The organism is Dyadobacter sp. AC419, assembly GCF_979253085.1.
Genome location: NZ_CEEDCD010000023.1, coordinates 188,071 through 212,623, shown reverse-complemented (window position 1 = coordinate 212,623; position 24,553 = coordinate 188,071). Strand labels below are relative to the sequence as shown.

17 protein-coding genes are annotated in these 24,553 nt (G+C 46.8%); 4 read left to right on the top strand and 13 right to left on the bottom strand.

Features of this window, described 5'->3' with window-relative positions; translation table 11 throughout:
• Nucleotides 1-93: 93 nt before the first annotated feature.
• The 6 genes from AC0IYG_RS21285 to AC0IYG_RS21260 all read right to left on the bottom strand — a co-directional run bounded on the left by AC0IYG_RS21285 (nucleotide 94) and on the right by AC0IYG_RS21260 (nucleotide 13,456).
• Entirely contained in the window at nucleotides 94-2,421 is a 2,328-nt protein-coding gene (locus AC0IYG_RS21285) for an FAD-dependent oxidoreductase (protein WP_471713081.1), read from the bottom strand.
• Between the two features lie 2 nt (nucleotides 2,422-2,423).
• Nucleotides 2,424-4,502 carry a glycoside hydrolase family 2 protein gene (locus AC0IYG_RS21280; RefSeq protein WP_471713079.1) on the bottom strand — a complete coding sequence of 693 codons (2,079 nt, stop codon included), beginning with the start codon at nucleotides 4,500-4,502 and terminating at the stop codon, nucleotides 2,424-2,426.
• A gap of 26 nt (nucleotides 4,503-4,528) precedes the next feature.
• Complete coding sequence (locus AC0IYG_RS21275; RefSeq protein WP_471713078.1) at nucleotides 4,529-6,235, bottom strand: sodium:solute symporter family protein; 1,707 nt, start codon at nucleotides 6,233-6,235, stop codon at nucleotides 4,529-4,531.
• 3 nt (nucleotides 6,236-6,238) lie between these two features.
• Nucleotides 6,239-8,854 carry a glycerophosphoryl diester phosphodiesterase gene (locus AC0IYG_RS21270; RefSeq protein ID WP_471713077.1) on the bottom strand — a complete coding sequence of 872 codons (2,616 nt, stop codon included), beginning with the start codon at nucleotides 8,852-8,854 and terminating at the stop codon, nucleotides 6,239-6,241.
• A gap of 60 nt (nucleotides 8,855-8,914) precedes the next feature.
• Nucleotides 8,915-10,357, bottom strand: a complete 1,443-nt coding sequence (locus AC0IYG_RS21265) for a RagB/SusD family nutrient uptake outer membrane protein (RefSeq protein ID WP_471713257.1) — start codon at nucleotides 10,355-10,357, stop codon at nucleotides 8,915-8,917.
• A 75-nt stretch (nucleotides 10,358-10,432) separates the two neighbouring features.
• A complete protein-coding gene (locus tag AC0IYG_RS21260; RefSeq protein ID WP_471713076.1) occupies nucleotides 10,433-13,456 on the bottom strand; it encodes a SusC/RagA family TonB-linked outer membrane protein in 3,024 nt (1,007 codons plus the stop codon).
• Between the two features lie 333 nt (nucleotides 13,457-13,789).
• Here AC0IYG_RS21260 and AC0IYG_RS21255 point away from each other — a divergent pair, with 333 nt between their 5' ends.
• Nucleotides 13,790-14,956: a LacI family DNA-binding transcriptional regulator gene (locus tag AC0IYG_RS21255; RefSeq protein WP_471713075.1), complete on the top strand. Its 1,167-nt coding sequence runs from the start codon at nucleotides 13,790-13,792 to the stop codon at nucleotides 14,954-14,956.
• A 73-nt stretch (nucleotides 14,957-15,029) separates the two neighbouring features.
• Here the strand turns inward: AC0IYG_RS21255 and AC0IYG_RS21250 are convergent, their stop codons facing one another.
• The 5 genes from AC0IYG_RS21250 to AC0IYG_RS21230 form a co-directional block, all read right to left on the bottom strand.
• On the bottom strand, nucleotides 15,030-16,373 hold the full coding sequence (locus tag AC0IYG_RS21250; protein WP_471713074.1) for a HAMP domain-containing sensor histidine kinase: 1,344 nt from the start codon (nucleotides 16,371-16,373) through the stop codon (nucleotides 15,030-15,032).
• Complete coding sequence (locus tag AC0IYG_RS21245; RefSeq protein WP_471713073.1) at nucleotides 16,370-17,053, bottom strand: response regulator transcription factor; 684 nt, start codon at nucleotides 17,051-17,053, stop codon at nucleotides 16,370-16,372. The genes AC0IYG_RS21250 and AC0IYG_RS21245 overlap by 4 nt, the downstream gene beginning before the upstream one ends.
• Before the next feature lie 18 nt (nucleotides 17,054-17,071).
• Nucleotides 17,072-17,761 carry a hypothetical protein gene (locus AC0IYG_RS21240; protein ID WP_471713072.1) on the bottom strand — a complete coding sequence of 230 codons (690 nt, stop codon included), beginning with the start codon at nucleotides 17,759-17,761 and terminating at the stop codon, nucleotides 17,072-17,074.
• Nucleotides 17,762-17,828: 67 nt separating this feature from the next.
• Entirely contained in the window at nucleotides 17,829-18,203 is a 375-nt protein-coding gene (locus AC0IYG_RS21235; protein ID WP_471713071.1) for a DMT family protein, read from the bottom strand.
• Between the two features lie 52 nt (nucleotides 18,204-18,255).
• Nucleotides 18,256-18,987: a hypothetical protein gene (locus AC0IYG_RS21230; RefSeq protein ID WP_471713070.1), complete on the bottom strand. Its 732-nt coding sequence runs from the start codon at nucleotides 18,985-18,987 to the stop codon at nucleotides 18,256-18,258.
• A 178-nt stretch (nucleotides 18,988-19,165) separates the two neighbouring features.
• On the opposite strand from AC0IYG_RS21230, the gene AC0IYG_RS21225 reads away from it, so the two are divergent.
• A complete protein-coding gene (locus AC0IYG_RS21225; protein WP_471713069.1) occupies nucleotides 19,166-19,411 on the top strand; it encodes a DUF3253 domain-containing protein in 246 nt (81 codons plus the stop codon).
• 36 nt (nucleotides 19,412-19,447) lie between these two features.
• Here the strand turns inward: AC0IYG_RS21225 and AC0IYG_RS21220 are convergent, their stop codons facing one another.
• Nucleotides 19,448-20,851, bottom strand: a complete 1,404-nt coding sequence (locus AC0IYG_RS21220) for a hypothetical protein (protein ID WP_471713068.1) — start codon at nucleotides 20,849-20,851, stop codon at nucleotides 19,448-19,450.
• A gap of 169 nt (nucleotides 20,852-21,020) precedes the next feature.
• Between AC0IYG_RS21220 and AC0IYG_RS21215 the strand changes: the two genes are divergently transcribed.
• Both AC0IYG_RS21215 and AC0IYG_RS21210 read left to right on the top strand, forming a co-directional pair.
• Nucleotides 21,021-22,106, top strand: a complete 1,086-nt coding sequence (locus tag AC0IYG_RS21215; RefSeq protein ID WP_471713067.1) for a sensor histidine kinase — start codon at nucleotides 21,021-21,023, stop codon at nucleotides 22,104-22,106.
• A gap of 7 nt (nucleotides 22,107-22,113) precedes the next feature.
• Nucleotides 22,114-22,836 (top strand): LytR/AlgR family response regulator transcription factor, encoded by a 723-nt coding sequence (locus AC0IYG_RS21210; RefSeq protein ID WP_471713066.1) that lies wholly within the window; start codon nucleotides 22,114-22,116, stop codon nucleotides 22,834-22,836.
• Nucleotides 22,837-23,011: 175 nt separating this feature from the next.
• Here AC0IYG_RS21210 and AC0IYG_RS21205 read toward each other — a convergent pair whose 3' ends face one another.
• On the bottom strand, nucleotides 23,012-24,550 hold the full coding sequence (locus AC0IYG_RS21205) for a RagB/SusD family nutrient uptake outer membrane protein (protein WP_471713065.1): 1,539 nt from the start codon (nucleotides 24,548-24,550) through the stop codon (nucleotides 23,012-23,014).
• Between the last annotated feature and the right edge of the window lie 3 nt (nucleotides 24,551-24,553).

The following is a 24,553-nucleotide window of genomic DNA, read 5'->3' as shown; positions in this document are numbered from 1 at the left end:
GTGTTTTTTGGATATGCGGTCGTAAATCTGTCAAACCAAACCGTTATCATCATTGTCGCCTGCTTCATTCCCATTAATGTGGTCGTTTTAATCTCATACCTGGTCGCTCAAAGTAGGAACATGAGATAACCCATAACACCTCACCTCCATCAGCGCAATCGGAACATTGGGATCTGAACCGGCAAGCCGCAGTTTCAAATGCTGTGTTGTGACCGGGTTTTTCAGCATTATCGTCCTTCTGCTCAGGTGATTATCCGTGAGTGTAGCGATAATCTCATCACTACAATTACTCACTTCCACATCCTTTACACAAAACGGCATGACGGTTTCGGGATGAACGTAAATTACGTTTTCCATCGGATGATCATAATCGGTGTCAAACACCAATTCGATGCGGGAAATGGTCATGGGCTCTTTCCAGCTGATGGTCAGCAACGGATTCCGGTCGTTCAGATCGGCGGCCCATGCATTCGGCTGGGAAATGGGTCTGTGATTTCCATTAATGAGATTTTTGGTTTCAAAAGCTTCCAGCGCATGGCCAAGCTTCATGGCAATGTTACGGCCTGCCGGACGGCGCTGTGGGCACCAGAATTCAAATGTATCCACGCCGATATCTTCCGTGGGTTCCTGTTTTCCATAATTAGAAACGGCCGGATTAGTCGCATTGAAAAGTGAAACCACACCAGAAATTCGGGTGTCGGAATATTGAAGTTTTACATTTGTGTTTTTCATAAAACACATAAAAGCATAGCACGGCTCATCAAAATTGCTTTCCCAGTCAATGCTGATTTCCTGTTTTCCTTTTGCTAAATGGAAGTTTTTCGATTCCAAAATCACATCCGGCGTGTGATTGAATGTTTTGCTGCTTTTTCGCAGTTGTACCTCGAAATGCATATCCGATTCTGCTTCTATCCAAAAAGAAATTGCAGGCATTTTTCCCGGAGTAACAGGAAGCATTTGCGCCACAGAATCTTTGATCGGCACCCAGAAATCAGACGGTGCAAGTTCTTGCAATTTTAATGTAGACGAAGCCGTGATCTGCACCGCCTGATTCACCAGATTTTCGGGATCTGAAATTTCAGTTTGAGGTAAATATTGTCCTGCCCGCCAGAGTTCCAGTTGAAGTTCCTGTAAATGTAACTGGCCCAGCTCGCGAGGGGAACATTGATACTTTTTGCATAAAGCAGCCGCTACACCCACAGCCTGCCCGCCCGCAGCCGCCGTCGCCATGACGCGGGTGGATGCAAATGCGACGTGCGTGGCGCTTATAATGCGGCCTGCAATGAAGAGATTACTGATGTTATTGCTATAATAACAACGGTAAGGAATGGAATAAACGCCCTTGCTATGCCACTGATTACAACCCGATTGGTCGCTGTAAACGCCATCTGCCGGATGTAAATCTATGCTCCAGCCGCCGAACGCCACGGTGTCGTCGAATGTTTTTTGCTCAACAATATCCTGCTGTCTGAGCATATAATCGCCTTCAAAACGGCGGCTTTCGCGCTTGCCGGGAATGGTGCCCACCCATTCCAATGTCATGTTTTCAGCTTCTGGAAAAGAGCCGGAATTTTTAATGTAGTTCCATGCGCCGTAAACGACTTTCCACAATTCCCATTTAATTTTCTCCGTATCGTGCACAGTATCAAGCCTTCCGCCATATTCCAGCCACCAGAGCCGACAGCCGAAATCTTTTGGATTAAAGGTTTTGTAACGCGGAATTTCAGTAATGTCCTGCAATGCAAATGAGGGCGGCACAAACTTCACCGGCCTTCCAATGTCTTTGGAATAAAAATACATGGAATGGCCGAGCAGCTCGCCGTAAGACTTATCCGGAGCAAATTTCTCGCCAAATTCTTCAATAGATTCAGCGCCCATCCGAAATGCTGCACCCGAAAGAAAACCAACGATTCCGTCGCCGGAAGCATCACAAAAAAGGGGAGCGGACAAGGTATATTGCGTGCTGTTCTGGCTGCAAAATGCGTGTACTGCCTTGATCATATCCTCGTCCTTACTTCCGGCTGGATTTTTGTCCAGATCATAAACTGCGGTGTTCAGCAGGAGCGTAATGTTCTTTTCCTCGACGATTTTTTCCAGCAAAACCGTGTCAAAAATCAGGGGATTTCCGTCCGGATTTCTGTAAATATTTTCCAGCATAATCTCGTCGATTACGCCGCTTTCACGCGCCCAGCGGTTGTTGTTACCCATGTGTGAGGTCGCTCCCAGGATCCACAACCGCACTTCGCTGGAACAGTTTCCACCCAAAACCGGCCTGTCCTGCACCAGAATAACCTTCATTCCGGCCCGGGCCGCTGTAATCGCCGAGCACGTTCCCGTGAGTCCGCCGCCGACGATGACCAGATCGGCAGAAAGTGCAATCGTTTTTGGTGTCCTTTTATAGGTGTATTTTTCTGTTATCATAATTACTTCAATTCTAAAATCTCGTCAACTACCTTGAAACCAGTCGGTTTGTATATGCTTATCGGAAGGTTTTTGTCAAAACCAATGATGGGAATGTTTATCTCTTTGCTTTCTCCCGGGTTAAGATTTGCAACCGGGATTTTCTTGCCGTTAACCATTAAATAGTAGCCGTTAATGGCATAAGCAGGGAAATCTTTTCGGGCTGTTACACGAACCGTAAGTTGCTGCGCACCCGGTTCGCTGGCATTAAAACTCACTTTTTCGAGCATTACAGGCGACATTTCACGCTGGTGCATTTTGTAGGCAGGCCGCGGCTCGCGATCCGGGCGCACGATGCCCCAGGGCCGGTAACCATTCGGATTTGTGCCATGAAAGCGGCTTTGGTAATCATTGTAGGTCCACCAGGAAGCGCCAATTACGTAATCCCGCTTGCGGATTTCAGCCGCGATGTCGGAAATATGCTTTGCCTGATTGATCTCACTTTCACCAAAATGATGTTCTTTCAAATCCTTATGATCGAGCCAGTTCTCTGATTTATTATCAGCCCGGACGCCCCATTCGCTGATCAGGATAGGCTTTTCCGGATACAGCGCATGAATGTGATCCAACACTTTTGCATGGTTTCCATAAGTGTTGGTGGAAACAAAATCGACATATTGGCTTGCCTCGTCTTCTGGTTTTTTGGGTAAAATGTTCAGTCGCATGCTGGCAAAAGTGTACAGCCGCGTGGCATCCAGCTCGCGCGCATAAGCGATCATATCTTTCGTCCAGCGCTGGCCCGCAGGATGTTCAGACAAATATTCGTTGCCGACACTGTATGCGATAATGCTTGGATGATTCCAGTCGCGCTCGGCCATTTCCCGAAACTGCGAGCGGAATTTTGTGCGCATCGAATCATTGTCCATCTGATTTGGCGTAAGCTGCCAGTTACCGGCTTCACTGATGATCAGCATGCCATATTTATCGGCCAGTTCATAGAAATACTCGGAAGGCGTATAATGCGTCAGCCTTTGAAACTCCATGCCGGCTTCTTTCATCAATCTGAAATCCTTCTCAACAAGCCAGTCCGGTTCGAGTGAGCCCAGGCCGGGATAATCCACCACGCGGTTACCACCCGCCAGTTTCAGCGACTTTCCATTCAGCAGCAGCTGCGTGTTTTTGATCTCTACTTTCCTGATGCCAAAATTGGAAGCAATGGTGTCTGTTCCTACCGATGCTTTTAAGTGATAAAGATTAGGATCGTCCAGGTTCCAAAGCTTCACCTGCGCAGCAGTAAGCGTGGTTTCAGATTCGAGAATTCCCGTTTGTCCGGCCGGAATGCTGGCTGATTTACTTTTCCAGTTTAAAGAGACCGGTTTGTCTCTGAAAGAAACAATGTGATTTGATTTAGCCGAAAAAGCCTGCTTCGATGCATTCCGGATTCTTATTTTTGTTTTTAAAACCGCTGTTCCTTTTTCAAGATCTGGCGTCGCTTCGATTTTAATGTTCTCCGCATAAACTTCGGGTTCAATGGTCAGGTAAACCGGACGCACAAGCCCGCCATAATTCAGCCAGCCCATAAATGCATCATTGACATCATTGTTATCTTTCGAGCCGGGAATGGTGCCGGTTTTCCACGTATTATTGTTTACCGAAACCGCGAAGAGGTTATCACCATCTTTCAAAAAATCGGTTACATCAAAACTGAATGGCGTATATCCGCCCTCGTGATCGCCCACTTTCTGATTGTTTAGCCAAATGTGGGTTTTATAATAGGCTGCATCAAAATGCAGGATAACGCGTTTTCCACTGGTTATTTTCCATGAAAAAGGCTTTCTGTACCAAACTGTGCCCGTATAAAATCCATAGCGCGGATCCACCGAAAAGCAATGCGGAACGGTCACTTTGTCAAACCGGCTGCCTTGCGCAACCTTATCCATAAACCATTTTCCGGGCACGCCCATTTCTGCGGGATCCAAGGCAAATGACCATTCACCGTGAAGCGGAATAGTATTTGACTGCCGGATGTTGTATTGTGAAAAGACAGATTTTGAAAGGCAAAATGTCAGAATGAAAATCAGTAATAAAGGAATTCGTTTCATGTATGTTGGGCTCAAATGGACAATTTTCAGGCGTTGATCACTTCCGGTTCTACTTTGATCTTCCGGGAAGCGTTGTAAGGAATGATGGTTGCGAAGAGGACGACGGTCGCGATAATGGCTGTTACGATGGCGCCGGATGTTGCGAAAGTGCTGAGAATGTAAAGCATTAGTGCTGTGAAAAGCAGTGCCGCGGCAATCACGCGCAACCCGAACCGGTTTTGCCGCCGTATTTCTGTTGCTTCTTCCACGCTGGCTTCCACCAGGTTATCAATCCTCTTTTGTTCGCGGGAAACCAGATAAGTGCGGTATTCGTCGGCGATTATGCCTTTTGAGCGCGCCCAAAGTTCATAAGCCAGCAGCAGCATGAGTGGAAGGCCCACGCCCACAATCGTTTCCATTCCCCTCGACAATTTGAAATCGAGCAGGAGCGGGGCCAAAACTTTGAAAAACAGGTTCACCGCAAGACCAACGCACGTGACCCAGAGCGTTACTTTACTATTCAGTCTTTTGGAAAACAGCGCCCAGAGTGGCGGAGCAAGCAGCGGCCCACCCGAAATGGCAGAAATGCTGAGCACGACTTCCACAATCCCACCTGCCGCCGGCACCATTAACGCAATGCCGATCATTCCCAATCCAAAAAACCAGGATGAAGTGCGCGCCACCGTAATCAGCTGCTTATCCGATGCCGCCGGATTAATCATTCCTTTATAAATGTCATTGGTAAAAACAGCCGAAACGACATTAAGCGCCGTATTTGCACTCGCAGAAGTGGAGAAATACATGCCCGTCAGCATCAAACCCAGTAACCCCGGCGGAAGCACCAGTTTGCAGATCATCAGGTAAGCATTCTCCGTATCCAGGCCGGTTAATGCAGGATTAATGGCTTTGTAAATCATCGGCGGGAACATCCAGATCACCGGACTGATCAGATACAATCCTGCGAAGAGGTAAGCCACTTTTTTTGCCGATTTTTCACCGTCAACACTGGTATAGCGCTGCACCATGGTCCAGTTTCCGCCAATGTAACAAATGTGGTAAATGATAAAAGCGAGTACAAAACCAAAGGTGTATTCACCATTGAGGAGATTGAAAAAATCATCAGGAACATTCCGGGTGAAGCCTTCCCAACCGCCAACCCGATCAAATGATAGGGGCAGCAGGATGAAAACGGCTGCGCAGAGCACTACAAATTGCAATATATCCGTCACCATCACGGCCCAAAGTCCGCCAACTGCGGTGTAAGCGATCATAAACAAGCCCAGCCCGATGGTGCACGGCACAAGCGGCAAATCAAGCGAGGCACTTACCAATCTGGCAACCGGATAAAGCACCGAGCCTTTTATAAAAACAGAAACAAGCGTAAAAATGAAAATATAGGTTTTCTGAACCGTTAAGCCCAGCCTTTCACGGATGAATTCGGCGGCCGTTAATGCGCCGGTCCGTTTCCAGCGCGGAGCCAGATACAAACCCGTCACTAGCGCGCCAATGCACATCGTCCATTGGATCGTAATGGCAACCCAGCCATGTTTATAAGCAATGGAACCCCAGGCCACAAAAGTCCCGGCCGAAAAGAAGCTCATAAATAAAGACAGCCCGCCGATAAACCACGGAACCGCTTCGCCTCCCGCAAAAAATGATTTCAGATTTCGTCCCGTCCGGGCAAAAAGCAGCCCGATAGCCAGCACAAAAGCTGAAAAAACAACAATTACAATCGTATCAATAGTCGTATTCATATTTTATTCGAAAGTGATCTTGTAGGTTTCTATTCCAAATCCTTTTAGCTGAAAAGAAACCGGCTGATTTGCATTGGAAAGGGGTTTTTCCGTTGCTGCCTGAGTAATGGATCTGATCTTTTTTCCTGCCGTCCATTTTTCGGGATCGAAGGTGATTTTACCTTCCGTTGGCTGAGCCCGGTTGTTCAGGATCACTGCGAAAGCCTCTTTTTTGTCAGAACTTTCTGCCAGGATAATGTCTGTAACGGGCGGATTTCCCATTGCAAAACCTTCCCGGATGACGAGCTTCGCTTTTTTGCCATAAATGGTCCCGTCTGCAAATCCGTAAGTCTGGTGCGGGCCGACTTTTGGCGTCACGAAACCTCGCGGAAATGTCACTTTCCCATTGGATCTGAGTTCGGCTTCGGCTAGTAAATAATCGGTGATCCAGCCCACCTGCCACCAGGCGTGATGCGGATAAGGACCTGCGCCTTTGTTCATTGCATTCCAGTAATAGGAAGCCACGCTCGTTTTGCTGTCCACGAATGCATCCCTGCCAATCGCGGCAGCGCGGGCCATATCAGCGAACATCGGCTCGCCCGTCAGCTGAAACATCCGGATGAACATTCCCGCATGACTTGCCAGCTGAATTGGCCCGTGACGCGTTGCCGAGCCGAAAATGCCGCCGTGCTCGAAGCTGAGGCCCGTTTGACTGATCTCCCAATCCTGCCTTTCGGTGCCATTCACGTTTTTGACTTTCGTATTGGCAATCGGATGGGTGTAAATGGAAGCCGTGTAGATTTTCGCGCAGGTGATGGCTGCGTCCTTGTATTTTTTGTTTTTGGTAAAATCATAAAGATCCAGAAATGCCTGGGCCGATTGCCCGGTTGCGAAGTCTGGCGCATAACGCGCATCGCCGCAAACGCCTAGGAATGCACCGGTTTCGACCGCATTTTTAATCATCCAATCAGCGCCTTTTTGAGCGGCTTTCAGGTATTTTTCGTCTTTGAGGAGCCGGTAGGCGACGATCATGCCATAAAAAGTCGGCCGCACGTCTTTGATATCTTTGAATATTTCTTTCTCGGTTTTACGGTCGTAAGCCACAGCCCAGCTGCCGTCGCGATTCTGCCAGCTCAGCAATTTTTCAGCAGCCAGTTTCAGGCGTTCTTTCAATTCAATGTTGGCCGGATCAAACAAAAGCATGTTGCCGACGTCGAGCATCACATAGTAAGTCAATGCGATCGGTTCCACGAGCTCGCCCCATTCTTCGACAAACTTTTTGCTTTTTGCCAGATAATACTGCCCTTCCACGGCACCCTTGAAAAATCCGTTTTCAGTCTGCTGCTGAACGAGCTTGAAGTTTTCTGCGGGTGGAAGCACTTTTTGAGTCAGTTCAGGATCATTTGTAGCATTCGCGAGCATCCACATCGCGCCGTAATCCGAATTTTTCATCGCATCCTTATTCGATCCCACCACGCCGCCGAGGTAAGATTGCGCACCGATTTGCTTGCCTTTAAACTCCTCAATGTTCCAAAGTGAGGTTTTAGGATCGGTCAGATAATGGTGCATTTTTTCAATGCGGTCTGTCAGCGACTGCTTGCTCTGGCGCAGCGCGAGTGTTTCGTTAAATTTATAAATGTCATTGGCCGCATGCTTGATCGCCGCAAACCAGTCCCCCGCGATCAGGCTGTAACGGAATGAGTAACTGATTTGCTCCCCAATGTTCCGTTGCGAGTTTTCTTCTCCCAAAACAGGATAATACAGCGTAGGTGAAAGTTCTCCTTTCCGGTTCATGTGCGACAGGCCCAGGTGCCAGTCCGTCTGCGTAATTTTATCCGAAGCCCACGGGTCGCGCGCCAGGCCCGGCTCCGGGATCACCGAAATCGTAATGCCATTTTTCGTGCTGACCAGCGGACTCAATGTAGAAGCGCAGCGCTCTCTGTAAATGACCGGCCGGCTCGGAACACCGTGACCATATGCATAAGCCAACGCAAAATTCGGCTGCATAAAATTTCCCTGAAAATACCCCGGAACCGAAGCCCAAGCCATGTTTTCGGGAGAAATAGAAGCAATAGTAGGCGTAGCAAGAGAGAAGAAACCCTTCTTTTTTGGAATTAAAGTCAATGTAACCTGGATATCGGTAGGAAATTCCGGGTCCAGCTTCCAGTTGGCAATTACGGTTGCTGCTTCTGTTTCTTTTTTAAATTCCAGCTCATTCTTTTTGATCAAAACATGCGAGGGAAGAAAATGATACGCAGTGCCGGCCGTGTTCAGAGAAACTTCGGTGGTGCTTTCCTTCCATTGCGCTTCCTGGTAATGATAATTATCTTCCGGAAACTTCCCGCCCGTGATTTTCTCAAAGGTTTCTTTGGGTTCAGATGAAGGTTTTGTTTCACTAAAAAGCAATGTATATGCCCCGTTGGGAGCCGCCCCGGACGGAGCCGCTCCGGACGGAGCCGAAACATTCACCCACTTTCCGTCTTTTTTCACTTGAAGCTGATTCACATTCCAGTCCAGCTTATTTTCGCTGGCCCAGCTTATATGAATGTGATCATTCATCAGGCTGGTGGCCGAGCGGCGCTGTGCGGCAACATTCGAAAGGAAAATTATGCTGAGTAACAGGGTAAGGGGGAATTTCATACAATCAAATTTAAATAAAGGAAATAACCGCATTGCCTACTTTGTGAATATCAGCTTTTGCTACTTCCAGTCAGGATTTTGTTCCAGCTGCGGATTGGCATTGATCTCGTCCTGCGGAATCGGGAAATACTTGTTTTTAGCCTGCACCGGGCGAGTCGGGTAAACCGAATTCACAGCCTTAGGAATCACTGTCAGATATCTGTCCGTCCTTGTGAGGTCATACCAGCGGTCACCTTCTGCGAAAAACTCCCACGAACGTTCCTGGATAACCGCATCCACAAATGCCTCTTTGCCCAGTCCTTTGGCTAATCCCGGCAGGCCAGCTCTTGTCCGGATCGCATTGATATACTCGTATGCTTTCGCCGATGCGCCATTCAAACGTGCTTCCGCTTCTGCTGCGATCAGGTAAATGTCCGCGATCCTGAGTATCGGAATATTCGTGATCAAACCCGTGCTGGAAACCGGGTCCTGGTATTTTTTGATCAAAACGGCATCCGTCGTAATCGGCGTAATGCTCTTTTGAGGAACCCATTTACCCGATTTATCAAGAAATGTTGTATCCAGTAATTGCCTGCGCTTGTCTTTTGGATCAAAGGAGTTGAAAAACGACATATATGCGAACATGGAACCGAACGAAGTTTTGGCATATTCCACACCCGCACTTCCCAGCGGACCTGTGAGTCCAACGAGCTGGTGTGTGTTTCCGGGCGTAATCGGATCCGCTTCAAAGGCCCAGATATTTTCTATACGCGCCTCATCCTCTTTCAAATAACTGTATACATCCATGACATTGGGCATTAATGCATACTTCCCGGACGCAATTACCGCCTGTGCTTTTTCCAGCGCCTTGGCCCAGTCTTCATTATACAATGCAGCTTTTGCATAGAGCGCATCGACGGCTTCTTTCGATGGGCGTCCCTTTTCGTTGGCCGGATATGAGGGCAATCCCGCTTGTGAAGCTGCATCCAGATCGCTGTAAATCTGCTTGTAAACGTCTGCTTTCGGGCTTTTCGGGAAATATGCTTTTGCCTCGGTAACACTCGGTTCTGTCTTGATCACCACGTCTCCAAAGTTTTTAGCCAAAGTCCAGAAGTAAAATGCCCGCAGGAAATGGGCTTCTCCGATGATCTGCTTCTTACGGGTTTCATCCATGGTTGCCTCCGGAACTTTGGCAATGATCCAGTTGGCTTTCTCAATGCCACTATATGAAGAAATCCAGAGTTGCTGAGGCGACTCATTTGTTCGGCCGGCACTTTTCTGAACGGTGTAAGTTGGTTCTACTGTGAATAATGTCAGTGAGTTACGTCCCACAACGCCTCTCGGATAAACCTGATCGGCGCTGTAATCGGGCACCATGGTTGCTGCCGGGCCGCCATATAATCCGCCCAATGCGTCATAAACGGCAAGCAAGCCTTTTTCAGCGTCAGAAGCTGTTTTGTAAAAAGATTCAACGAAGATGGAAGAGTAAATTTCTTCGTCCAGCTGGCAGGAACCCATTCCCATCACCAATGCTGCAAAGGGGATTATTTTCTTGAATGTATTTTTCAAAAGTGTCATATTTCAAATGTTTTAGGGCCCTTAAAAAGTAAGCTGAATGCCTCCCAGAAATGACTTAGACTGCGGATAAACGAGGTTATCGATCCCGATCGTCGTGTTGGAGCCGGCGTATGTATTTACCTCAGGATCAAAGCCTGAATACTTCGTGAATGTGAACAGGTTATTGCCGCTCACATAGATCCGCACCCTGCTTATTCCCTTAATAGCGGGGAGCGTATAACCCAGCATCAGGTTTTTAAAACGCAGATACGAGCCGTCTTCAACAGCATAGGACGAAATCGGCAGGCGGCCCGCAACGGCAGGACTAACATATTGATTACTCGGATTTTCGGGAGTCCAGCGATTTTCAACGCCTTGCAGCATATTGCGCTGGCCCAGCGGATTTTCAAATGAAAGCCTGCTGATGTTGTAAATGTCATTGCCCTGTGTCCCCGAGAAAAACGCGCTCAGGTCAAAGTTTCTAAAAGTGACATTGGTTGAAAAACCGTAAATAAACTTCGGATTCGGATTCCCTGTAATGACCTGATCTGCCGAATTGATAGCGCCATCGTTGTTAATATCCTTTACTTTATGTCCGCCCAGGCGCCCGTCGTAGCCGGGGATAATCGCCTCGCCGGTCTGGTTAATGCCATCAAAAACATACGTTTTAAAAACGCCAAGCGGCTCACCGACTTTAAGAATTGTGTAATTCGTAATGAATCGCTCGTTGGTGGTGCCTCCGTCCAGATCAAGGACTTTGTTGCGGTTCAGCGTAAGATTGCCATTAACGCTCCATTTCAAAGGCCCATTAAGCAGGTTTGCATTGACTGCTATTTCAAGCCCTTTGTTTTCAAGAGAACCGTAATTGCCTGTAATGCTGCTGTAACCAGATGAAAGCGGTAATGTCTTGATATAGAGCAAATCTTCGGTCTTTTTGATATAATAATCGACGATCAGCGAAAAGCGGTTGTTGAGCAGGCTGGCATCAATACCAATGTTGGTCTGCGTGGACTTTTCCCAGCGCAGGTCCGGGTTTGAAATGCCGGAAGGGCGTATCGCCGTAAAATAGGTGTGATTCAAGTTATAACCGCCGCCCGATTCCACCGTTGCCAGCGACTGGTATGGATCAATGCCGCCCGCATTCCCTGTAAGCCCGTAACTTCCACGCACTTTCAAGTCCGAAAGCCAGGAAGCATCTTTCATGAATGGCTCTTCAATTATGCGCCATGCTGCCGAAACTGCCGGGAAAAATCCATACTTGTGATTTGCTCCAAACTTGCTTGAACCGTCTGCCCGCGCAGTAATGTCGATGAAGTAGCGGTCTTTGAATCCATAATTGACCCTGCCCATGTACGAGTCCAGCCGCTGCGTGTTGCGGTTGCTTGAAATGGTCCGGTTCAATGCCAGTTGAAGCGCTTCGTTTTTGGTCGCGTCGTTTGGAAATCCTGTTGCATTGATCTGGTTGTTGTTGTATTTCTCAGTTTGTGTTGCAAACAAGCCTGTAAATTTCAAACTATGGTTTGCAGCGATTTTGGTGCTGTATGAAAGCACGCTCTCATGGAGCAGAGCCAGGAAATTGGAATTGAATTTGGTGGCAGATCCCGAATTATCGTTGCGGTCTTTCTGTGCAATGATCGAAATCGGCAAGTAAGTGTCATAAAGTCGCGAGTCCACGTCAGCATTGAAAGACGCGCGGTAAGTAAGTCCGGGAAGGATCGTGTACTCACCGTAAATGTTGATCAGCGCCCGCTTAATGTTACGTTTCCGCATTATGGATGTGTAATTGAGCGGATTAATCACCTCGCGATACTGGCCGTTGCCTTGTTCTGCAAACGGGAAAATGGAACCGTCTTCTTTATAAGGCTGCAAAGTCGGCGGCGCACCGATAGCTGCCCCCAAAACGCTTCCCGTGACAACTGCGGCATCGCCTATGGTTGTGCTTGCAGCCTCAATTCCATTGTTATTTGAAAAACTACCCATCACGCTCGTGCCCACACGAAGCCGCTTGCTGATATTGTGGTCAACATTAAGTCGGTAAGTAAGTCGCTTAAAGTCTGAATTAATAATCACGCCATCCTGATCAAAGTAATTGGCAGAAAGAGAAAGCTGTGTTTTTTCAGAACCGCCGCTGATGGTTAGCTGATGATTTTGAATGGGTGCTTTCTGGAAAATCAAATCCTGCCAATCGACACCCTCTCCCAGACTGGCGGGGTTCGGGTAAGCATTGTTTTTAAAGGTTTCATTTTCAAGCTGCGCAAATTCGGCAGCATTCAGCACGTCGAGTTTTTTCGTAACCTGCTGCACGCCATAGTAACTTTCGAGCGACACATTTGTCTTGCCTGCTTTTCCACGCTTGGTCGTGATCAGGATCACGCCGTTTGCTGCCCGCGCGCCGTAAATAGCAGACGCAGAAGCATCTTTCAGCACTTCAACAGACTCAATATCATTGGGATTAATGGTTGAAAGCGGGCTTACGTCATTGATTCCTCCACTGTTTGAAATCTGAATTCCGTCAATCACATAAAGCGGCTCTGCATTCCCGTTAATGGAGTTCGTGCCCCGGATCCTGACGCTGATATTGCCGCCCGGCGAGCCGGAGTTCTGACTGATCTGCACACCCGAAACGCGCGATTGAAGCCCCTGAGCCACATTTGTAATCGGTAACTGCGTAAGTTCATCTGACTTTACAGAAGCAATTGACCCGGTGGTCTCCACTTTCCGCTGCGTGCCATAACCCACTACAACCACTTCCTCCAAAGCTTTTGTGTCTGCTTTCAAAGTGACATCTACCCGGGAGCGATTGTTAATGGCAATTTCTTCCCGTAAATAACCTACGAATGAAATGACCAGCGTGGCGGCAGGCGCAACATCAAGCGTGTAAACACCTTCAATATCCGTAAGTGTGCCTTGCTGAGTTCCTTTTACGGCAACACTCGCGCCAGGAATTCCCTCACCTTTTTCGTCAATCACTTTACCGGTTACGGTGTTGTTTTGCGCTAAACCTTCATTTACCAAGCCCAGTTGCAGGGACATTAGTAAAAATAATCCGAGTATTTTTCTTAGCATAAATAGTAAGGGTAAAAAGGGTTGTTATTGAAATAGTACCAGAATGCGTCAATATTAGCTGGCAAATCAAATTTGAATGCGCCAAAGATAAATGAGCTAATTAGCGGTTTTGGCCGGTTACTTGTTTGAAGATACAAGGCACGACAAGGTGTGTCAAGGGCAGATAAACCCAAAAAACTCTGAGTTTAAAACAAAAAATATCGGTAACGTTTGCGGATACGTTACCGATATATGGTTATGACGATTATAAATATGAAAATATAATCATTCAATATTTTTCCTAGATTTATGAGCCTGTTCGTGTCAATGTGGGTTCACTATTAAAAAAGTACAATGGTAAGCTGTCCAAAATGTTCGGAAGTCGGATCGATTATGAAGGCGGGTTATGTCCGCAACAAGCAGCGGTATGTTTGCAAGGATTGCAACTACTTTTTCACACTGGCTAATCCAGAGCTATCAGTTCCGAGACGGAAAGCGAAGAGGCATCAAACGACCATTATCGACATCGCACGGTCGATCGGTGTGTCAAATTCAACCGTGTCCAGAGCATTGCACGGGCATGCAGACATTAGTCCGGAAACGCGGCAGGCTGTATTGGCGATGGCTTCACAAATGGATTATCAGCCCAATCAGCTGGCGTATAACCTGGTGAAAAGCAAGACGAACACGATCGGCATGATTGTTCCTGAATTTCACAATCCGTTTTTTCCTAATGTGATCATTGGTGCGCATAATGTGCTGACCGAAGCGGGTTATAATCTCACGATCATGCAGTCCAATGAATCGTACTCCGTGGAAGTTTCGAATACAAAAGCAATGCTGGCGAACCGGATCGACGGTTTATTGATTTCGCTAACCCAGGAAACCAACAACTTTGATCATTTGAAAGTCTTTGAAAAGCGAGGCATACCGCTGATCCTATTTAACCGGGTTTGCGATCATGTAGATGCGCCAAAGGTTGTGGTTAATGATTTCGATGCATCTTTTTCGGCCGTTGAGCATTTGATTTTGAATGGTTATGAGCGCATTGCGCATCTGGGCGGGCCGCTCAATCTGTCTGTGAGCCGCGAGCGCCTGCGTGGTTATCGGGCAGCATTGGAGAAGTATGGCAAAAGTATTGAAGAAAATATGATCATTCAGGGCATGTTCTCTCAGCAGAAAGCCAGGATTTATGGTAAATATTTACTGGAATTGGAAAATCGCCCCGATGCCATTTTTGCTGTAAATGATTCAGCAGCCATTGAAATCATGTTGATGGCCATGGAAAAAGGAATCAGAATCCCCGAGGAACTCGGCGTGGTGGGTTTCAGCGACAATCCGGAATCCGCTTACATTGGCCCCGGCCTCACAACGATCCGCCAGCCGACGATGGAAATCGGAGCAATAACGGCGCAATGGATTTTGCAGATGGTGGACGCAGAAAGTGACATTTCGCTTCCAACCGAAAAAATATTAAAAACCGAGCTGATTGTGCGTGGATCGTCTTTGAGAACGGGTTAACAAGTCCAAAAAAGTATTTCGTTACATTGCGAAGTTGCTGAGATTAATGCAGAACTGCTTCACAGATCTACTGCTATGGCCGGGCTAATGTTGCATTCACGCTAAAAGACAGCCTCGCTACAAATTCCGGTTCCACAAATTGAACCTCAAAACCAGCGCCAACCGTTTCGGCAAGTCGGCTGATGATCCAGAGACCCAGGCCAAAGCCATCATTTGTAAAATCCTGTTGATTGAATTCCTGGCTTAATAGCGGAACATTTGAAATGGGAGCGTTTGAAATGTTCCGGATGGTCAGCATTATTTCCTTTATTGAATGGCTGATTTCAACAATGATTGTGGTGTCCGTTTTGCCATGTTTGATCGCGTTTTCCAGTAAATTTATCAGGATAGTTGTCAGGTGTGAGCGGTCCGTGTTGATCAGGAATTGACCATCTTCGGGAGTGATTTCAATTTTGAAATGCTGGTCTTTAAGCATTGCTTTGGATATCATTCGTTCCAAAACTTCCATTGTGATTTCCGGAAGATTTACCTCGCTTTTGGTAAAAATCAGCATGCCCGACCTAAGCTGACTCATTAACAGAAAATCATTTACCAATTTACTCAGACGCTGCACTTCGGCAATCTGACTGCCGATTACGGGTTTGAAGGCGGTTGGTGTCTGCTCGTTTTGTAAAGTTTGCAACTCGGTCAGCATGACGCTCAGCGGCGTTCTGAGCTCATGTGAAGCGGATGCGAAAAAAGCGTTTTGATACTGAGCCTGCTGCTGAATTCTGGCGAGCATTTGATTCAGGGAAATCGTCAGTTTGTGAATCTCGTCGTGCACAGCTGGCTCTTCCAGCAAAATAATCTGGTTCTGCAAACTGACATCATTGGCTTTATTTACAATATTTTCAATCGGACGCAAAAGATATCCAGACAAGAAAAACCCGGCGATCAATGCGGCTAGAAATGACATTGGAAAATAAATGAAAAGGATGATTTTGAGGCTGTTAATGTCTTGATTCAATTCATCCGCAGCAAGCACATACAACAGCCGTATTTTCCCACCCGTATCGAAATTTGAGCTAAGCTCCTGCGTTCGCCATAGGGATAAATCCGTTTGTTTTGAATTTGTTTTTAATGATTTGGGCAGGTTATTAAATAGCGTGTCATGTTTATCATTTGCGTCGTAAATCAGCCGGAAATATTCTCCCGATGCGGGCAGGGGAACGGTTAGCGGGTTGATTTCAGTTTCCTGAATTATCAGATTTCCCTGGGTTTGCAAACGCGCGGCGAAGCTTTTTTCAAACTGACTTTTTACGTTTGTGTAAAGAATGAAGCCCGTTCCCAGCAGAAAACATAGAAAGACAAATCCGAAAATAAGTCCGAACCGGAACCTGAGGCTGGCGTAAAAAGGGTAGGAGTCGGGCGTTTTCACAGCGATGATTTTGAGCCGGTTAGTTTATACCCTACTCCGACAACCGTTTGAATAAGCGGTTGGTCAAAACCTTTATCGATCTTCCTGCGCAGCTGATGCATATACACTTCCACAATGTTGCTTTCGGGATCAAAATCCATATTCCAGACGTTTTCGAGAATCTGATTTTTACTCACCACCCGGTTGAGATTCCGCACCAGATATTCCAGCAGCGCGAACTCCTTTGCGGTGAGTATAATTTGCTTTTCAGAACGCGTTACCAGCCTTGCGAGCAGGTCAATCGTCAGATCATTGATCCGGATTTTGGTGCTTTCGCTGGCAAAGATCTTGCGTTGCAAAATCCGGATCCGGGCTAGAAGCTCATCCCATTCAAAAGGTTTTTTAATGTAGTCGACCGCGCCAAGATCCAGGGCTTCTACAACCTGTGAGGTGCCGCTGAGCGCGCTCAGAATGATAACGGGACTGGAAATGTTGAAGGCTCTCATGTTTTTGAGCATCTCGATGCCCGTCATTCCCGGCAGCATCAGGTCCAGTAATATCAGGTCAAAAGTTTCCGAAGCCACCTTATTAAGCGCCTCGGAACCATTGTTTGAAATTTGCACCTGATATCCGGCCTGTTGCAGTCCGTGGTGTATAAATCCGGCCAGTTTCTGCTCATCTTCAACAACTAATATTTTCATATAGTGTGAGGGATTGGGTTAACGTATTTTGTAAGTCACACTGTCAATGATCACCAAATTGGGTTTTACAACCGGCAGGCGCGATGCTGACAAAAAACCATCGGTCGTGTCACGCATAAAGCCTTTCACAGTAATTGTCTTTTTCTGATTGATCATTGGGAACAATTCGTGCGCCATATGCGGTGGTAATGTGACTATTCTTCCTGCAAGCATAAAGGCGTTTGCGTTTAGATCGAACGAAGGTTTTCCTTTGATTTCAATTTCAATTCCCTTTCGGGGCATCGGTGGCGGAATGTTGGCAAGATCGGCTTTCGTTTGTAAAACGCTGTTTGTCAAAGATTGAAGCGCGTAAGATTCTTCCTTATGTTCCGGGGAATGCGGTCCTTTTTGATTTACCAAAACATCAAGCTGCGCATTAATCACCGCGACTGATGTTACCTGGCGTGCAGTATGTGGGGGAAAATGCAGCCAAATCGTTTTTTCATCGGATAGCAGCAGCAATTTGTCAATGTCGCCTTCGCGATTGCTCCCGTATTCAATCACTTTTCCACTGATTTTAAACTGCTTTTGTTGGCCATGATTTACATGACAATGTTGCGTTTCTTCCGGATTTTTATCCTCTCTCCGGGATTTGAACCAGAAAAATCCTGCCGCCAGCATTACCAGCAGCAGGATTAATATCCAGGATTTTGACGATATTTTGCTCACTGTGAGTCAAGTTCGAGTGTTTCCTTATAAAAAAAGGCAAATGCCAATTGGGATTTGGGGTCACTCATTATGCTTTAAATATGAAATATACGGCTCCTACCAGTAAGGCAAAGCCGATCAGGTGATTGTAGGTAAATTGTGTGTTTTTGAAAAATGTTACAGAAAATACCATGAATACGATCAGGGTGATGACTTCCTGAATGATTTTCAGCTGCACCAGTGAAAAAGGACCGCCTGTTTCCGAGGAGCCAATTCGATTTGCAGGAACCTGAAAGCAATACTCAAAAAATGCCAGGCCCCAGCTCAGCAATATGATCATCCAGAGTGATGTTGAGCTGTGACCACTTTCTTTGCTGAAAAATTTAAGGTGCCCATACCAGGCCAGTGTCATAAAGACGTTGGAAAGAACCAAAAGTCCGATGGTTGAAATGTATTTGCTCATTTGGAAAAGTGATAAAACAGGCAGCGTCTTTGCTGCCTGTTTTATATAGAAATTATCGAACCAGATATTGCTGACCGTTCACTGTAATCGTCCTGCAATGTATCACCTTATAGTCTTCCAGCACCACTTCTCCCTGATCCTTGTTTTTCTGACTTCCTGAGTAAGCGATTGCCGTGCCCGTTGCTATTTTATTTCCCAATTGTTCCAGAACGTGCGGCGGCAAACGCAGAATGGTTTTGCTATCTATAAAAACACCGCTAACCCGTCCCTCACGATCTGTTTGCAAAGCAGTAACCTTGCTGCTTCCGGTCACAGCGGTTTCCTGTGGCGCGGTTGCCGGCGCAATGGGTGTGCTGTCTGTCAGCGTTTTACCACCTGCTGTAATGCTCACCATTCTCATTTCTTTGGTCGTGCCCGCCAAAGTATCCGAAACTCCTGACACCGAAACCGGACTGCCCGGCTTGGCCAATGGCGCAATCTGCGAACCCATGTGTGCAGGGAATTTTACGAGTAAACTGTCGTTTCCGGTGATCATATAAAAGCCGTCAAAAACGAAGTCGTTATTTCCCCGGATTTTGACAACTTTTCCGGTTACGGTGCTCACGACGCGAAGTACTTTTTCGCCAGGTGCCGGCTGCCCTGCATGTGGTGGCCGGTGTTTGGGGCCTTTTTCAATGGGTCCCGCTAATTTGGGTCCGTCGGCGGGAGCTGGGATTTGCGCGAAAACGTTTGAGCCAGCAGTTAATGCGGAAATAAACAATGCAGCCAATGCTAATTTTTTCATGATTTTCTTTTGTTGAAATGATTCGTTTTATTTTCGAATCGAAGGTAGGGCGGCCAGATAAGGCTGATATGAGGCGGAAATTAATTTTTACTTATCTGGATTTTTGCAGAAAATACGGAGCAGCATGTAAATGAACAATTAGCCACGTATTTTCGAAAACCTGTTCCATTAATTACGCATGCAGCATTACGAAAAAATAGCCGAAAAGATCCTGGAAACAGCCATTCATCGCGGCGCTCAGAAAAGCACTTGTCCGTCTGAAATTGCACGCATGCTCTTTCCGGACGTCTGGCGTGACCATATGAAGGAGGTGCTTAATGTGGCAATTGATTTGCACAACGAAGGTCGCGTAGCAATAACACAAAAGGGAATTCCGGTTGATGTCGAGCATATCAAAGGCCCGGTCCGCATTAAGATTATTTGAAAGATGCTTTTTAAGTTTTGAGCATGTAACCTAGCATTAGTGAACAATAACCACCGACCGCCAGTACTGACCCGGCTTGCTTGCTAACCTGTTGCCGGGGTCCGTCATCCAATTGTTTTTTCCTGCTAAAAAAACATATTCATAAGTGCCTGGTTTCAGGCTTAGCTTGCATTCCCATTGCCCGTCGGCAGTTTTTATAAAAGAATTTGCATGAATATCCCAGTCATTAAAAGAGCCGACGAGGCTGACTGTCTCCGCGTATTCCAGCGAACCGATTCGGAAAGTGACATTGCCATCGGGCTGGTTGTTGAACAGCGTGGCCAACAGATTATTTGGGTTGATCGACAAGGCGCGCGCGAATAATTGTGCGGCCATATCCCGGTTTCCCAGCACGAGATTCGCTTGGGCGAGACTGCTCAGTGCGCGGTCTGATTCAGGATATGCGGATTCGTTTAACGCAAATATCTCAATTGCCTGAGCCGCTTTACCCGAGTTCAAAAGGGTGAATCCGAGTTCATCCAATTCGTTTTCGCCAAAATTGTAGCGACCAGGGTCCGTTTCCCTTAAAGACCAGTATAATGTAACGGCTTTTTTGGTGCCTTGCTTTGCCAAAACAGCTTCCAGCTTTTCTTTAATGCTGATCGGAAAAAGCCTCTTCATCTCCACCCGGTGCGCACCTTTCTTTAATTCATCCGTCAAAACAATTGTCACCTGCTGCTCGAAGCGATCGCGCTGGAAAAGGGTAATTTTACGTTGTTTTAAATCAGCAATCTGCGAATAGATCGTCGCATTGTCGACAGCGTGCTGAGCAGTTTTGATAAGAATCGCTTTGAAAAGTGCTTCTGTTACAGGCTGTCCGTCCAGCATTGCTTCCGCGGCGCGGTAACGATGACAGCTGTTTGTCACAAGCTCATTATTGCTCAAACTAAAATTGGCAACAGCCTGGTAAGGTTTCATCTGGTCTGACTTGCGAATAATGTAATTGGCATGGATAATCGCATAATCACCGGTCGCGTCGGCTACGAATATCTGCGCGCGCTCCTGCCAGACCAGGTTATATTGCTTAACCAACCGCACAACTTCGTCGACAGTCGCACATTCAGACAAGGCTTTATTTACAAAATATCCTTTGTAATCCGGCTTTGAGGCGTCGCGTGTGATCGGAATTTCTTCCGGAAGTGCGGCCGCGTCCCAAAACAACCCTTTTTCATTCATGCCGCCTTCGGGGAATTTTCTTTCTGCACCCCATGTCACAAAACCATGTTTTTGCCGCCGGGCGGGGTTGAACCATAAATAACTTTTCAGGGACGGCGATTGGTCTTCATTATTTCCAACGAGCACTGTTTTACCATCAGAAGCCGTAAAAATGGTGCAAGCCTGTACATTTCCGTAAAAGAGATAACAGACGATTAAAAGCAAAGTGAATTTTCGAGCAAACATATCGATCAATTTTTGATCAAATATGCAGTCACTCTAAGCGGTCGGAACAATCAAATCTGCGAATGCCGGATTCTTATCCGCGAGACCGTTTTGCATTACGGAATGTCAATTCGGCTTGGCGGACATTATTGAGATGAGGCGGGAGATTTTTGCCTGTTGGCGGATTATCTTGGTTACTGAAATTAAAATCGGTGTTATTTGCAGCATGTTGTCGCGTTTCAGAAGCAGCCCGGTTTTGCGCATACATGGCCTTTTCTGGACCATGTTCATTTTCTTTGGCGTTATTTTCAATGTGGCATCGCATAACCAGATGCGTGTCACATTCCCCTTGTTTTGGTCAGACCTCGTCGATCCGCTAACACCAATCGGTTATGCGCGGACCATTTTGATGTGCTATCTGAGCCTTTGGCTATTCGACCGTTTGCTCCGCCAGCATCATTATGGACTGGCCGTGATCGTGTTACTCGGATTAGTTGCGCTGGATGTTCTTTTAAGATATTGCATCGAACAGCTTTTCCTTGGACCAGCATTTGGCATTTGGCAATATCCTGCCGGCATCGGGATATGGGCCTATTTTGGAGAAACTGTCTTTTTTAGTGCTTTGGGTATTTTTCTGTGTTTTTTATTAAAAACAATAAACGATTTCTTTCATCAGGAAACTTTGCGGCATGAAAAGCTAACCATGGAGCTGGCCTATCTGAAAGCCCAGCTCAATCCGCATTTTTTATTCAACACCATGAATAATTTGTATGGTTTGTCGCTTACTGAACCAGCCCGCACGCCGGATGTGGTGCTTCGGTTGGGCGAAATGATGCGTTACATGCTCTACGAATCTAACGAAACACTTGTGTTGCTGACGAGGGAAATTGACTATATAAATGGGTTTATTGAGCTGGAAAAGCTGCGTTATGCTCAGCAAACGCATGTAGACTTTACAGTGGACGGGAATGTGAATGGTGTTTTGATAGCGCCACTGCTGCTGATCTCATTTGTCGAAAACGGGTTTAAACATGGACAGCTGCACGACGGCAAGTGCCCGGTGAAGATCAGACTTTCAGTTGTGAAGGGAATGTTGCATTTTGAAACGGAAAACCAGTTAGTGATTCAACAACAAGATGATTCGAGAGGGATCGGCCTGAAAAATGTCCGCAGACGATTGTCACTGCTTTATCCCGGCCAACACACTTTGCGGGTGTGGCAGGAACAGGATACGTTTCGCGTAAGCCTGGAAATTAATGTAAATCAATCCAATTGACGAGCCGATGAACCGTTCCAGAAACTTAAAAGCCATTGCCATCGACGACGAACCGATCGCGTTGCGCGTCATCGAAACACATGCTCAAAAGATCAGTCAGCTTGATTTGGTGCAAACGTTTACCAGTGCAGTCCAGGGGTTGGAATTTGCTTTGCAGCATCAGGTTGACATTATTTTTCTGGATGTCCAAATGCCCGATCTCACTGGATTCCAATTGCTTAAACAGCTCAGGGATAAAACAAAAGTGATCCTTACCACAGCATATCCGCAATATGCATTGCAGGGTTACGAAAGCGACGTCATTGATTATTTGCTCAAACCGATATCATTTGATCGTTTCTTCCAATCATTTCGAAAAGTGCAACGCCTGTTCCAGTCACGACAACCGGTTTTTACCGACCACAAAGGATTACGCTCCGCATCGTCCGCACCAGGGGTGATTTTTGTAAAAACGGAATACAAACTCGTCAAGGTGAATCATGATGATATATTCTATTTACAGGGCGGAAAGGATTACACGACAGTGTTTACCCGAACAGAAAAGCTGCTAAGTCTCACTTCTCTGGCAAAATTCCAGGAAGCACTGCCCACACCATTTTTCATGCGTGTACACAAATCCTATTTAGTAGCAGTCAACAAGATCCATTTCATCGAACGCCAGCGAATATTCATCGAAAACGCAGTAATTCCAATAGGCGAATCGTACAAGGAATCGATAATGCACCTTTGACTAATTGCCTCTCGCATTGATGCAAGAAAATTTAAATAGTCATGTCAAACATCAGCATTACCTTAGTTAAATCGGAGTAGCACTCCAATATTCTGTATCGCAGCGCATCATAACCAAAGAAAAGGCGTCTCATTCATGTTTGAGACGCCTTTCTTGCGGTTTTATTTTACCAAAATCAATATCCCGGATTCTGATACATTCTTGCTGGGTCGAGCTTGTACTCGTCGAATGGGATGGGATAGTAGCGGTCTTTGGCGCCGAAGTTTGAGAGCTTGGCGAGCCCGAAACTGTCCTGACTTTTTGCTTTGAAATAGGTAACCAGCTCGTCGGTTGTGAAGAAACGGAGCAGGTCAAACCAGCGGTGATTTTCAAACGCAAGCTCCGTGCGGCGCTCGTGCAGGATCGCCAGCTTTAATGTTGGATACTTGGCGCGGTAAGTTGTGTTGCGGATGGACACAGCATATAATGGCAGGCCGGCGCGCTCTCTTACCTGATCCAGAAAACCAATCGCGGCGGCTTCATTTCCCAGGTGCATATTGACTTCGGCCAGCATCAAAATCACGTCGGCATAACGGATCAATATCCAGTCATTTCCGCCAAAACCCTGGTTCGTTGCCGCAGGACTTGCATCGCGGAATTTGGTAATAAAATAATCGCGGACGATCGGGTCGTTGGCAAACTTAATGCTGAATTCCTTCCTGACGTCGGCTTCTTCAAAATCCAAAACGAGGTCTGGCGTAACATTGCCGCCTGCGCCGGTCGATGTGATCAGCGAATTGATCGTTTCACCTTTCGCCTGGTTGTTTCGCGCAATGGCAGACGAAAAGTTAATGTCGCCCTGCTTGTTCACGACCTGGAAAATGATTTCGGGAACGGTTGATTTTTTGGCAACATCAAAAACATCGGCATATGGGATCTCTTTCAGCGTCCCGAATGTGCGCAAGTCGTAACAGGCCGTTAGATAGTTTTTCGCTTGCGTTAAGTTTGCTGTCCGGTTGGCTTGGTCCAATGTCGTCGCCATCGTCAGGTAGACTTGTCCGAGCAATGCATTTGCCGCAGCTTTGGTCACTTTTCCTTTTAATGCGGTTGTCTGCACATTAGGCAGCGGGCTGTTTACGGCTTCGGTGAGGTCGGTGACAATTTGCTGGTAAACAACATCCTGCTTCTCACGGAATGTGTTTTGCTGAACTTCTGCAAAAGTCAATGGCCTGGTGATCAGGGGAACGTCGCCCCATCTGCGCACAAGATGAAAGTAAATCAGCGCACGCATGAATTTGGCTTCGGCCTTGTATTTTTCTTTCAGTTCAGCGTCGGTAAAGTTGACCTTTTCAATTCCTTCCAAAACCTGATTAGAACGCGTAATCGTCTGGTATAGAGCCAGCCAGTGGCTTTTCAGATATGTATTACTCGGCAAAAGCGAAAAGTCATTGAACTGAAACGGCTCGCCGGCATTGGACTGGTTATCGTTCCTGCCCGTGTTGTCCGAGCGCTCTTCACTGTAAAGTGCACTCGTTTCACCGATTCCGTTGCCATTGCGCAAGGATTGATAAATGCCATTTACAGCAGCTTCCACCTCGCCGGGCGATTGATAAAAAGATGCATTGGAAACTGCATTTGGATCTTCCAGGTCAATGAAATCAGTGGAGCAGGAGCTGAGCACGCAAAGCGCGAACGCTGTAATGATATGGGTTAATTTATATTTTTTGTCAAACATAGC